The 12383-nt window shown below is 62.9% G+C and carries 12 protein-coding genes and 1 pseudogene; 4 read left to right on the top strand and 9 right to left on the bottom strand.

What is annotated here, in order from left to right:
* Nucleotides 1-170: 170 nt before the first annotated feature.
* The 5 genes from AC1MLT_RS16085 to AC1MLT_RS16105 all read right to left on the bottom strand — a co-directional run bounded on the left by AC1MLT_RS16085 (nucleotide 171) and on the right by AC1MLT_RS16105 (nucleotide 3571).
* Complete coding sequence (locus AC1MLT_RS16085; RefSeq protein WP_481033190.1) at nucleotides 171-443, bottom strand: hypothetical protein; 273 nt, start codon at nucleotides 441-443, stop codon at nucleotides 171-173.
* 68 nt (nucleotides 444-511) lie between these two features.
* On the bottom strand, nucleotides 512-1033 hold the full coding sequence (locus AC1MLT_RS16090) for a DUF4383 domain-containing protein (protein WP_481033191.1): 522 nt from the start codon (nucleotides 1031-1033) through the stop codon (nucleotides 512-514).
* 51 nt (nucleotides 1034-1084) lie between these two features.
* Entirely contained in the window at nucleotides 1085-2227 is a 1143-nt protein-coding gene (locus AC1MLT_RS16095) for an aminotransferase class V-fold PLP-dependent enzyme (RefSeq protein WP_481033192.1), read from the bottom strand.
* Between the two features lie 214 nt (nucleotides 2228-2441).
* Complete coding sequence (locus AC1MLT_RS16100) at nucleotides 2442-2978, bottom strand: SulP family inorganic anion transporter (protein ID WP_481035054.1); 537 nt, start codon at nucleotides 2976-2978, stop codon at nucleotides 2442-2444.
* A gap of 23 nt (nucleotides 2979-3001) precedes the next feature.
* Nucleotides 3002-3571 carry a hypothetical protein gene (locus AC1MLT_RS16105; RefSeq protein ID WP_481033193.1) on the bottom strand — a complete coding sequence of 190 codons (570 nt, stop codon included), beginning with the start codon at nucleotides 3569-3571 and terminating at the stop codon, nucleotides 3002-3004.
* Between the two features lie 21 nt (nucleotides 3572-3592).
* On the opposite strand from AC1MLT_RS16105, the gene tnpA reads away from it, so the two are divergent.
* From tnpA to tnpC, 3 genes are all read left to right on the top strand, one after another.
* Nucleotides 3593-3985 (top strand): IS66-like element accessory protein TnpA, encoded by a 393-nt coding sequence (tnpA, locus tag AC1MLT_RS16110; RefSeq protein WP_481033194.1) that lies wholly within the window; start codon nucleotides 3593-3595, stop codon nucleotides 3983-3985.
* Complete coding sequence (gene tnpB / locus AC1MLT_RS16115; protein WP_481033195.1) at nucleotides 3982-4320, top strand: IS66 family insertion sequence element accessory protein TnpB; 339 nt, start codon at nucleotides 3982-3984, stop codon at nucleotides 4318-4320. The genes tnpA and tnpB overlap by 4 nt, the downstream gene beginning before the upstream one ends.
* Before the next feature lie 78 nt (nucleotides 4321-4398).
* The gene (gene tnpC, locus AC1MLT_RS16120; protein ID WP_481033196.1) at nucleotides 4399-5946 is read left to right on the top strand and encodes an IS66 family transposase; all 1548 of its coding nucleotides are present in this window, start codon (nucleotides 4399-4401) and stop codon (nucleotides 5944-5946) included.
* Nucleotides 5947-6036: 90 nt separating this feature from the next.
* Here the strand turns inward: tnpC and AC1MLT_RS16125 are convergent, their stop codons facing one another.
* A complete protein-coding gene (locus AC1MLT_RS16125) occupies nucleotides 6037-8280 on the bottom strand; it encodes a tyrosine-type recombinase/integrase (RefSeq protein WP_481033197.1) in 2244 nt (747 codons plus the stop codon).
* The gene (locus AC1MLT_RS16130; RefSeq protein WP_481033198.1) at nucleotides 8277-9317 is read right to left on the bottom strand and encodes a tyrosine-type recombinase/integrase; all 1041 of its coding nucleotides are present in this window, start codon (nucleotides 9315-9317) and stop codon (nucleotides 8277-8279) included. Before AC1MLT_RS16130 ends, AC1MLT_RS16125 begins: the two co-directional genes overlap by 4 nt.
* Before the next feature lie 66 nt (nucleotides 9318-9383).
* Between AC1MLT_RS16130 and AC1MLT_RS16135 the strand changes: the two are divergent.
* A pseudogene (locus AC1MLT_RS16135) lies at nucleotides 9384-9974 on the top strand (Y-family DNA polymerase); the annotation flags it as partial.
* Between the two features lie 50 nt (nucleotides 9975-10024).
* On the opposite strand, the gene AC1MLT_RS16140 reads toward AC1MLT_RS16135, so the two are convergent.
* Both AC1MLT_RS16140 and AC1MLT_RS16145 read right to left on the bottom strand, forming a co-directional pair.
* On the bottom strand, nucleotides 10025-11089 hold the full coding sequence (locus AC1MLT_RS16140; protein ID WP_481033199.1) for an alkene reductase: 1065 nt from the start codon (nucleotides 11087-11089) through the stop codon (nucleotides 10025-10027).
* A gap of 228 nt (nucleotides 11090-11317) precedes the next feature.
* Nucleotides 11318-12331: a GlxA family transcriptional regulator gene (locus AC1MLT_RS16145; protein ID WP_481033200.1), complete on the bottom strand. Its 1014-nt coding sequence runs from the start codon at nucleotides 12329-12331 to the stop codon at nucleotides 11318-11320.
* Nucleotides 12332-12383: the final 52 nt, after the last annotated feature.

The following is a 12383-nucleotide window of genomic DNA, read 5'->3' on the forward strand; positions in this document are numbered from 1 at the left end:
GGCTCTCCCCCCATTGGGCACGAGGTTGTGCCGCCGCTGCAAGCTTAGCTCAGGCCGCTTCTTGGAAGAGCGGCAAATGACCGGACCCGGCCGAAAGCGGCCGCATCCTCGGCACGGGCCGCTCTCACACGGAGGTTTCGCCAGCACACGGCCCGCACCCCCGACACTTCCTAGTCGTAAACGCCCTGCTTGTCATCATCCTTTGAGAACAGCATGTGATACGGACAACCGTCACGGTCCAGTACCGCTGTTTTCACCATATTTATGAGTCGCTCAACTTCTTCATATGCTTGCACCCGGCGAGCGAGAACAAGTTTGTAGTATTCGTTTGCGTAATCGTTGCGCTTGCCGCGCAGCGTGAACCAACCGCCGATAACAGCACCGAGAACTCCAGCAATGAGCGAGCTTGACAATATAACGGGGATCATTTCGACGGTTGCCATTTGATGGAGCTAACACCTGAGTTAAGCCGCGCCACGAAGTGGCGTCGGCTTGGACGAATTGTTAGGCACTAGACTCGGGAGCCAGCCCGGCCTGCTGCCAGTGCGAGAACAATTGCGATGGCGCCGACGGCCAGGTTCAGGTAGGCGACCGCAGCGTTGACATTGAGCAACGACGTAATCAGTGCACTGACACCTGGCACAAACCAAAGTGCCCCGACCGCGACCAGCAACACACCGAGGAACAGGCAGAACTGACGCGCGCCCGACTTCAGGCCGGCCCAAAGGCCAACGGCCCCGAGCGCAATGTGGATTACAGCGTGCAGCGTGTTGGTGGTGAGCACGCCAAACACGACCGGACTGGACAAGCCCCAGATCCCCTCGACAAGTAGAAAGGCGCCAACGAGAACGGCGAATGTCTTGCATGCTCCGTTTGTTCCATTCATTCGAGCCGCCTTTGTAGTGCTTGGGAAGTGGGAGGCTTCGATGTTACGCCAATAGGGCCTAACGTGAATTGGGCGACTGCAATCGCAGTTGAACTGGTCCGGTAAAAACGCCTTTCTCAGGCGACCACGAGAGAGCAGCCACGCCATCGCGCCGTTTAGGCAAACCTAAAAAATCCCGGATGGAAATGGTGCTCCGCTTCACAGGGCCTCCACCTTATCCAACCCGGCCGCCAACTGCCCCACCGTGCGCTCCACGTTCTGCCATTTATCCAGCCCGAACAGGCCGAGCCGGAAGGTTTTGAAATCCGCGCCCTCGCCGCATTGCAGCGGCACGCCCGCTGCGGTCTGCAAGCCTGCTGTCCTGAACTTGCTGCCGTCCTGAATGCCCGGATCGGTGGTGTAGCTCACCACCACGCCTGGCGCTTCGAAGCCCGGGGCGGCCACGCTGGGGAACCCGCGTGAGGCCAGCAGCGCGCGCACCTGTGTGCCAAGCGCCATCTGTCCTTCACGCATGCGCTCGAAGCCCAGCGCTTGGGTCTCCAGCATGGTGTCGCGCAGCTTCACCAGTGCGTCGGTGGGCAGGGTGGTGTGGTAGCCGAACTTGCCCTGGTCGTAGCCCTCGGCGATCTGCATCCACTTCTTCAGGTCGCATGAGAAGCTGCTGCTCTGCGTGGCGTCGATGGCCGCGCGGGCGCGTTCGCCCAGCATCACCATGGCGCAGCAGGGCGAGCTGCTCCAGCCCTTTTGCGGCGCGCTGATGAGCACGTCGACGCCGGTGGCGCGCATGTCCACCCACATCGCGCCGGATGCGACGCAATCCAGTACGAAGAGCGCGCCCACCTCATGCGCGGCCTCGGCCACAGTGCGCAGATAGTCGTCGGGCAGGAGGATGCCGCTGGCGGTTTCCACGTGCGGCGCAAAGACGAGCTGCGGGCGCTCGGCGCGGATGGTGGCGGCCATTTCGTCCGCCGGCATGGGCGCCCACGGCGCTTGCGGGCCGGCATCGCCCACCTGTCGCGCCTTGCAGACGATCGATCCGCCGCCCAGGCCGTTGTCGGCGTCGAAGATCTGCGTCCAGCGGTAGCTGAACCAGCCGTTGCGGATGATCAGCGTCTTGGTCTCGCGCCCGGCGAATTGGCGCGCCACCGCCTCCATGCCGAAGGTGCCGCTGCCGGGGATCAGCACTGCGGTCTGCGCGCCGTACACCTCGCGCAGGGTGCGCTGGATGTCCTGCGCCACGCCGACGAAGCGCTGCGACATGTGGTTGAGCGCGCGGTCGGTGTAGACCACGGAAAATTCGAGAAGACCGTCGGGATCGACGTCAGGCAGCAAGCCGGGCATGGTTTTTTCGAGTGCGTCAGGGAGGAGGGAAAACTGCTGCCGCGCCGGTGATGCGACGCGCGCGCAAGAGGTAACCGGGCAGCGTAGCACGCGGCTCCTGCGCGCGGGGGCGGCCGTAAAATGCCGGCTTCCCGAGGAGCGTTGCAGCCGGATCACCGCAGGGAAAGACAGCACACTTTGCGCGCTGGGGTCCAACTGCCGTGTTTTCCAGGAGCTACAAGCTGCGCTGCCGTAAATCGGCACCGCGGATTCGAATTACCCGCGCCGAACGGGTCAGCAGCCACAGGGCCAGTCCTGCGGCGAAACCCCACAACACTTGGCAGAGGGCTACCGAGGTGAGCAGCACGGCCCAAAACAAAAGGCCTGCCCGTGCTTGAGCGGGGGGCGATGTGGGGTGATAGGCGGCGCGCCAAAAACTCACCATGTCTGCCCCCACCATCTGCAAGCCCACCAGTGTCAGGACGACGCCCAACGTCAGTTGAGGAACCTGCGCCACCCAGGGCCCAGCTACCAGTGCGATCGCGACGACACCAAGCCCGTGCGCCGCCACTGCTAATCGGCTACAACCTCCGAAGGCCCTCAACACAACAGTTCGGGATATCGAGTGGGACGACGGGCTCAACGCTACGGCGGACCCGAGCGCATTGCTCACCATCAACAGTGGAACACGTCTATCAGCCGGGTGGGGGGCGCCTTCGCGCGCCCGTCCTTGGATCATTGGAGCGTCACCTATGGCTGCGATTGCGGTCATCGATTCGATCAGCAGCACCAACCTTAGAGCGCGGTTGCGGCGAAAAGTGGTAGCGGCATACCCGCCACCAGGGTGTGGAAGACTTGATCCGCGCGCATTGGTAGCAGTTCGATGCGCAGTGCCTGGGGACCAAAACGCGGACAGAAGCCTCCATTTCGTCCCGAAAGCGGCGAAGCTTCATACATCGCCCAACTCACCGCGGCAGCCATCGGCAAGCCAAAGGCACCGAGCAAGGGGGATGCTTTTCGCCGGCCCTGCCGCGCAATCCACCATTCAAGTACCGCCTTCCACCCGCACCCCACGCATACACCCGCCACATAAATGCTCCAGGTCGCTGCTTCAGATACCGCGATGCACCCGACTACGGAGTGTTCGACAGCGTCGACAACGATGGAAACGGCCGTCGCGAAGTTGAACGCTTGTATCAGCCAGACTGGGATCGCTCGGACCATGCGCTGGACTACGCCCAACATGCCCAGCAAAAGCACCAGCGCGCTAACACCGCCCATTACAGCCAATGCCGCCGCCTGCTCGTAAGCGGCTGGTCGAACCATCTTGAGACTGCTGCATGAGGCATAGACCATGCTGTCCATCTAAGTTAGCTGGACAGCAAAATGCACGTCAATCCGAAGCAACGGCGCCGTCACAGCGCAGCCTTCAAGACCGAAGTTCTGGCAGCGTGTGCCGAGCCCGGGGCGTCGGTTGCGGCAGTGGCCCTGGCATTCAAGTTGAACGACAACCTGGTGCATCAATGGCGCCGCGGCCGTGGCGCCCCGAAGGCTCCAGGTGTGGCCTCCATGGGCATTGCCGAAGCATCGCCCCGCTTCATCGAGTTGACCGTTCCGCTGGCAGTGCCACCGGCGCCTGCCCCGCCGGCGAGTCTTCCCAGCGCCACGTCGGAGACGATCACGCTCGAGTTCAAACGCGGTGCACTGGGCGTCAGCGTAACGTGGCCCGTCAGTGCCGCAGCGGACTGCGCAGCTTGGCTGCGAGAGGTCTTGCGGTGATTCGTATTGATGCCCTGTGGCTGTGTGCGGCGCCGGTAGACATGCGCTCGGGCACCGAGCGTCTGCTCGCTCACGTTGTCCATGCGCTTGGCAGCGCCCATGCCCATCACGGCTACCTGTTTGCAAACGCTCGGGCCACGCGCATCAAGATGCTTGTGCACGACGGTTTTGGGGTGTGGTGTGCCGCAAGACGGCTTAACGCCGGCCGCTTCGCATGGCCCCGCGAGATAGACACGGCGGCGCCGATGGCGCTCAGCCAGGCGCAGTTCGACGCGCTCGTGGTCGGCCTGCCATGGCAGCGTTTGCACGAGATGAGCGCGATCACCCGGCTGTAGAAACTCCGGCTTGCGAGGCCGTTGCCAACATCGCAATTCCCAGTGGCGGGGCGGTCGTAGCACCTGCAAAATCAGTGGATGCAAGACCTGCAATCGCTCACGGAAGAAGACCTTCAAGGTCTGCCTACCGAGGCCGTCGCAGCACTCGCCCAGCAGATGCTGCAGCGCTTGCGCTGCCAGGACAGCGAGCTCAAGTTCAAAGACGCCAAGATTGAGAAGATCACCTTCCAGCTGGCGCGACTGAAGGCCTGGAAGTTCGGCGCCAAGACCGAGGCCATGAGCGCCGAACAGCGCCGGCTCTTCGAAGAAACCTGTGTCGAGGACGAGGCCAGTCTGCAGGCTCAACTCGACCAAGCCCGGGGTGCTGCTGCGCCGCCGGCCGGCGCCGGCAACGATGGCAAATCCAAACCCCGTCGCAGCCCGTTGCCCGAACACCTGCGGCGCGAAGAGCATCGCCACGAACCTGCGAACACCAACTGTCCGAACTTGGAGTGCGGCCGCCCCATGACGCGCATCGGCGAGGACGTGAGCGAGCGCCTGGACATCATTCCGGCGGAGTTCTTCGTGCACCGCCACATCTACGGCAAGTGGGCCTGCCGCTGCTGCCAATGCTTGGTGCAGGAGGCTGCTGCGCCTCAGATCATCGAAGGTGGCATGCCGGCCGCCGGCCTCATCGCGCACACCATGGTCAGCCACTTCGTGGACCATCTGCCGTATTACCGAATTGAAACCATCAACGCACGCTCGAAGGTGCATACGCCACGGTCCACGCTGGCGAGTTGGTCGGGGCAAGGAGGTGGTGCACTGATACCGGTGTTTGACGCGTACAGGCGCTTCATCCTCTCGAGCCAGGTGCTGCATGTGGATGAGACCCCGGTCTCGATGCTGGACCCAGGTGCCGGCAAGACCAAAAGAGCCTACGTCTGGGCTTACGCGAGGGGCGCCTTCGATGCGGTGCCGGGGGTCGTCTACGACTTCTGTGTCGGGCGGGGTGCTCAGTACCCGATTGCGTTCCTCCGCGGCGATGGGGACGAACGCAGCCGCTGGCGCGGCACGTTGGTGCGCGACGAATACAAGGCCTACGACCGCGTGATCGGGGCTGAGCCCAAGCGCTTCGCCGCCGGCTGCCTTGCGCACGCCAGGCGCAAGTTCGACGAGCTGCTGCGCGAGGGTGGGCGCAGCGCAGTCGCCACCGAGGCACTGCAGCGCATCGCGCAGATTTACCGGGTCGAGCGCGAACTCGCCGTGCTGCCCACTCAGGCACGACTGGAAAGTCGGCAGGCCATTACCAGGCCGATGTGGGAGCAGTTGCATGTCTGGCTGAAGGTGGAGCGCTCCAGGGTGCCGGACGGCAGTGCGACGGCCAAGGCGTTGAACTACAGCCTCAACGCGTGGGCCGCGCTCACGCACCATCTGGTCGACGGCAACGTGCCGGTAGACAACAACCATTGCGAGAATCTGATCCGTCCCTGGGCAATGGGCAGAAAAGCATGGCTCTTCAGCGGAAGCGAACTCGCCGGCCAGCGTGCGGCGGTCGTGATGAGCCTGGTGCAGTCGGCCAAGCTCAACGGACATGATCCTTGGGCCTACCTCAAGGACGTCCTCAGAGGCTGCCCACCCAGTTGAACAGCCGCATTGAGGAGCTGCTTCCGCATAACTGGCGGCCAGCCAGCTGAACCCCATCGCGCCTGTCGTCAAGGTGGGCAGACTGGCCGCTTACATAACAGCAATTTCGACGGGTGTTCGTCCATCAGGTGTGGCGGTATCGCGCAGGCTGTTCGCCAGCTTGGTCATGGCCTCGATGCCGTCTTCCACCGCTGCCCGCTCGCCCTCCTGCAATGGGATCTCATGAAGCATGTGGGCCAGGTTGGCACTTGCCTCTAGAGCTTGCGTCTTAGACGACTCCTTGGGCATGTAGAACGAGCACTTGGCGCATGCCATCCGGTGCGGGCACTGATCGAAGAAATCGTAAGTGCACAGGCCATGCCCGAGGTCGTAGTACCGCCAGGGCGCTCCGCGCGCAGCGCTACCGCTGGTCACGGCGTCCTTGTCGACGAGCACGGAAATAGTCCGCAGGTTGCGTGCGAAGTAGCCAGCCCGTTCGATCGCAACGGCCAGCTTCGTCGGCGTCACGGTGACGTAGTGACGGGTCGCTTCAGCTGATCTGTGTCCAAGCCATGCCTGCAGCTCGAACAGGCCCAGTGGCTCCCTGGCATTGAACAATTGGCTGGCGATCGTCGCACGGGCACGATGACTTGTGATACGACCACGCGCGTCCTCGAGCGGCACGCCGGCCTTCTTGCACAGGAGGGGGATGACAGCTTGGTTGAGGTAGGCCAACCCCACGCGTCGACCTCGATGAACGAAGAGGTAGTCGACCATGCCTCCGGTCTTGGCGTCGGGCATGCTCGGATGTGGCAACCGCTGCTGTTCCCAGACCTCGACCGCCTGACCGACGATGGCATCGACGGGCTTGGTGAAAGCAGTCGACGTCTTGTTGACAGGCACATCGAGCAGGCAGGTCGGCGCAGCGGCAATGTCGCCCGCGCGCGGCTGCCACCGGATGCAGCCCACCGGCAAGCGCCAGAACTCATCGCGACGCAACCCTGCGAACAGCCAGAGCATGGCGACGGCTCGGACCATCGCCAGGGGATAGCGTGGCGTTCGCCGGGTACAGCCCTCGCGACCGGGAGCAGGTTGGAGGTCTTCGTCGGCCAAATTGAGGCCCGCCCATACCAGCTTCGCCCATGCGTCGTCTGCAACCACCCGAGCGTTGGGACCGATGCTCGCGCCGATGGCGCGTGGCAGACCCAACGCCCGCACCGGATCAAAGCGCAGCGGAATCCACTCCCACTCCTGCAGGTCACGGAAGAAGCTGCGAATGCTGCGGAGGTGGCCCGCCTTGGCGGTGGGCTTCAGAGAACAGCCGCGCTGGTCCAGGTACATGCCACCGGGATTGGACCACTGACCGATCGCCATGCGGGCAACAGCCGCAACGTATTCGAGCGCCGTCGCACGGGTCCAGTCCGCTGGACTCTCGATCTCAGGATGCATCGTCGCCAGCCAGCGGCCGCACTTCAACAACGCGTAGTAGTCCCCTGCGATCGAGGAGGCCGCCCGTACCGAAGTCGCTCGCCAGCGATCGCACCAGTGCAGCCACTGCGCAGGCACATCATCGACGGCACGGTACTCGCCCGCAGGACGGCGCCGGTCGTGGCGGCGGTGATCGAGACCCTGATCGAGCAGGCTCATCCGTGCCAGCGCACGTGACAAAGTGGCAGCGCCGGTACGAACGTAGACCGCTGCGCTGAGCGAAACGTGCTGCAGCGTGTTGAGGGTCAGGTCTTCGAGACGCGCGCTGCGCCGCACCAGCAGCGCCATGCAGAGCGCGTTCGAGACATCGGGCCGATCGGCTGCGCTGAGGCCGACCCTGGTCATCTCATCGAAGACGACGCCGACCGCATGGTCCACGGCATCACGGCCGAACACCTTGATCGCTAACCGATACTGAAAGTAGCGACCGATCTCCGCGAGCCGGTCGAAGCCGCACAAGAGGTACGCCACCGCGATGACGTACTGGCGACAGTTGCTGCTGCCGCCATACCGGGCCTTGAAGGCGGCCTCGCTGCTGCACAGTACATCGAGCCATTGCTCGCCTGACCATCCCCAGTAAGCAACGTTCAGGCGGTGCATCTCGGCAACGACGATGTGAACTGTGGAGTTGCGAGGCGCCTGGGCCGCATGCATGCGATCCAGCACTGCGAGAAGCGGGCTGAGCAGTCGAGCTAGCGCCGCACGGGTTCCGACTGGCCATTGACGCTGATTGTTGGCGAAGCACGCGCCAAGGATGTTCAACATCGCATGCTCGCTTGCGGAAAGATCCGAACTGCGATCCCACCCGGCAGACAGTTCAACCGGCGCGGCATTCGCCGGTGCGACTGCGTCGGCCTTCATGCTCATGTTGCACCGCCTTGGAGCTGCCGCAGTCGATCTTTATGAACGGCCGCCATGCTGCGTGCGAACTTGTCCGAGAGGTCGCGAGCGCTCAGGTGGATGTAGAGCAGCGTCGACTGGATGCTGCGATGACCGGCAAAGCTCGCGATCTCCTCGATGTCCCAGCCGGCGCGGGCCAGGTCGGTCAGGCAGAGGTGCCGAAAACTGTGTGTCGTCAGCGTGGGTACCGCGGCGCGCAGCGCCAGCCTGCGGACCACCTTCGACCAAGTCCACTTGGTCATGGGCGCAGCGCGGTTGCGCGTCGACTCCGACAGGAACAGAGGCCCGCGCGACATGCCCAGGCGACGACGCTCGGAGAGGTAGGCCACGTAGAGATCGGCGCTGACCACCGAGTAGGGAACGACACGCTCCCGCTTGGTCTTCGTCGTCTCGGCGCGGACCCGAAGAAGGCGTCGCGCCGGATCGATGTCGCCGTTGGCCAGCGAACACAATTCTTCTCGGCGCAACGCGCAGTCGTATGCGAAGGCAAGCATCAACCGGTTACGCACGGGCTCGCTGCATGCTGCGGTCAGTAGGGCCCGCCATTCGGCCTCGTCCGGAATCGAGGGCAGTTTGCGCTGCACGGGGATCATTCCTCGCTCCCCAACACCCCAGCCGCCGAAAGCAGCACCGCGAAGGCCACGGGCCACCGGGTTCGTGGTCCTCACACCTTCTTCGACCAGATGGTCATAAAACAACCGAACCACGGTGAGTCGATGGCGTATCGAGGTATTGGCCAGACCCGTGGCCGAGCCGGTGGCGCCTTCAGCGCTAGTGTGCGGCTGGACCAGCTCGCGAACGTAGCCGGCGATCTGCGCGCGGCCGGCAGTGGTCACATCGATGCCGCCACGACGGCAAAAGCCAAGATAGTGGTCCAGGCCTCGGGCGTAGGCAATGACGGTGTTCGGCGCGCGCAACAGATCGGCCTGCAACGACACCCACGCGCGCGCGTGGGTGTCGTTGCAGATGTTGCTCAGCGCTTGCCACGGTGGTCCTGAAAGCATCGTGCGCCCTCCGAGATGCCTACGCTACTCCAATCGGATGCGGGCGTCAGCGGGGCATTCCACGTAACTGATAAAGCCAAAGCTCTCGGCATCAAGATGGGTGCACCCTGGTTTCAAATCCAGCATCTAGAACTGGAAGCCGGGCTCGTTGCACTTTCTGCCAACTTCGCCCTTTACGGCGACATGTCCAATCGGATGATGAGCATTGCCGCAGGCTTGGGCCCGAGGCAAGAGATTTACAGTGACGAGTCGTATATTTCCTTGGACCTAATGCCCGGTGATCTGGTCAAGAGATCTAGGGTGGTTCGCGAGCGTATCCTTCAGTGGACCGGGCTGCCGTGCGGCGTTGGCATCGGGACCACTAAGACACTCGCCAAGTTGGCGAATCACATTGCAAAGTCCGCAGAGCGTAAACCAGGCAGCTACCCATCGAGCATGGCGGTCGTTTGCAGTCTGGCTGCACTGCCCGCCTCGGATTTGGATGCACTGTTCCAGGCCACAGATGTTGGCGAGGTATGGGGCGTGGGGCGCCGGATCGGCAAGCAGTTAAATGACGCCGGCGTGCACACTGTCCTTGATCTGGTTCGCTTGAGTCCAAGCATGGTCAGGGACCGCTGGAGTGTGGTGTTGGAGCGTACAGTGCGTGAGCTTCAAGGTGAGCCTTGGGTATAAAGTGGCTCGTTTCTTCGGTCTTCTGGGGCGGTGATTTACGCGACCTGCAGTGTCGGATAGTCTGTATAGCCTTTGGCGCCACCTGCGTAGAACGTGTTGGAGTCAGGCTCGTTCAGCGGTGCCTTGGCCCTGATGCGTGCGGGCAGGTCCGGGTTAGCCAGGAAGGCGGTGCCAAAGGCCACAGCGTCAAGCTTACCTTCGGCAATAGCTGCCTCTGCCTTATCAGCGCTGTAACCCATATTGCCCACCAACACACCCTTGTACTTTTCACGCGCTACGGGCATGACATCGGCCTTCTGCACGCCGAAGAAATCGGCGCGCATCACGTGCAGGTAGGCTAGCTTGAAGGCATTGAGCCTATCGGCCAGGAAGCCGATGAGGGCCAGCGGGTCGCTGTCTTTCATGCTGTTGAAGCTGTTGAGGGGCGACAGGCGCAGACCCACACGTTCGGAACCGATCGCCTGGGTCACGGCAGTGAGTACCTCGAACAGCAAACGTGCACGGTTTTCCAGCGATCCGCCGTAAGCATCGGTGCGCTGGTTGGGCGTGTCGCGCAGAAACTGGTCAATCAGGTAGCCGTTGGCGCCGTGTACTTCCACACCATCAAAGCCGGCGGCAATGGCGTTGCGTGCGCCTTGAGCAAACGCAGCCACGATGCCGGGAATCTCTTCGACGGTCAGGGGGCGGGGCACCGCGTGCGGCACCTTGCCTTGGGGCGTGTGGATCTCACTCTCAATAGCGGTGGCGCTGCTGGAGACAATGGGGGCGCCATCGGCAGCGCCAGGGTAGGCTGCGCGGCCAGCGTGCCAGATCTGCATGAAGATGCGTCCGCCCTTGGCGTGCACCGCGTCGGTCACCTGCCTCCAGGCTGCAATCTGCGCGTCGTTGTAGATGCCAGGCTCATTGACGAAGGCCGATGTACCGGGCGCCACCATGGTGCATTCGGAAATCAGCAGGCCGCCGGTGGCTCGCTGGCTGTAGTACTCGGCCATCAGCGCGTTGGGCATGTGGCCAGCGTCGGCACGGGCGCGTGTTAGTGGTGCCAGAAGGATGCGGTTGGGCAGGGTGAGAGAACCTACTGGAAGTGGATTGAATAGCATGTGGATGAAAACCCAGATTAGTGAACAGAAAACAGTGGTAAAGCTAACAGTATTCCCAATACTCAGACCTTTGAAAGGTCACTGAATTTTGAAAGGTCACTGAAGACTGCTTTGGCACGGCTGGTGCTTTTGCACCCAACGCACGATGTAGTAGACGCAAGTGGGTAAGCCTTTGCTTCCGACAGTTTCGCGGCGGTCTCCAGCCGTACATTCACCAAACGCCTTTGGTCATCCACCGCGTCGCAACTCCCTGACACCCCGGCCCAGCTTGCGGCGCAACAGGGCCCGCAGGGTCACCCCATCCGAGTACCCGACCTGTGCGGCGACCTGGTCGACGCTGGCGTTCCCGGTGCGCAAGAGATGGACGGCATGCTCCACGCGCAGATCCTGGAAATACGACAGCGGTGTCTTTCCCAAAACGCTTTGCAGCCGCCGCGCCAAGGTGCGCTCGCTTGTGCCCGCGGCGCTGGCCGCCTCGGCCAGCGAGAACCCCTGCGCGAGCCGACGTCTGGCCCAGCACTCGAAGCGCTCCACCATCGGGTCCGCATGCGCAAGGTGGTCGGGAATCACGAACTCGGCTTGCGAACTGCGTGTCTCGACCAGCAGATAGCGTGCCACCAGGGCCGCCAGCGCCGGACTGCGCCCTCGGATGATGCGCAAGGCCAAGTCGACGTGGGCCAAAGCGGCACCCGCGGTGGTGAAGCGTGTCGAGTTCACGATCATGCGTGACTCGTCCAGCGTGACGTTCGGATAGCGCTGCCGAAACATCGGCCCCAGCCACCATGACGTCGTCGCACGATGCCCATCAAGCAGGCCACTCTCTGCAAGCAAGAAACTACCGGAGCAAGCGGCACCAAGGTGCGCGCCAGCGGTGGACCACTGCTGTAGCGCCGCGACCGCGTCGGGCACATCGGGGCGTGTGAGTCGAGCCGAGAGCGTGTCAGGCATCTTGTCGCCAAACGCTGGCACGAGCACGACGTCTGGTTCGGGCACACCATGCGCAGTGACCACGGGGACCGTCAAGCCTTGCGTAGTTCGGATGCGACGCCGCACGCCCACCAGCGTGAGCTCTATGCGCGCGGGAGCCTGTGGCAGCGAGCCCGCCATCGCATTGGCTAAGCCCACTGTGTCTGTGAGCGCCGCAAGCCCCAGATCAAACACGCCATCACAAACAAGGAGGTGGAGTTTCATGGCAACAATGACATCAATGTTGTCATTATTGCCTATAGAGATTTCTGTCATGAAGACTTAGACTGCAGTCTCGTCGATCGCTTCACCCACTTTTCCATTTGCC

It is taken from the genome of Variovorax sp. PEI5, assembly GCF_056679935.1.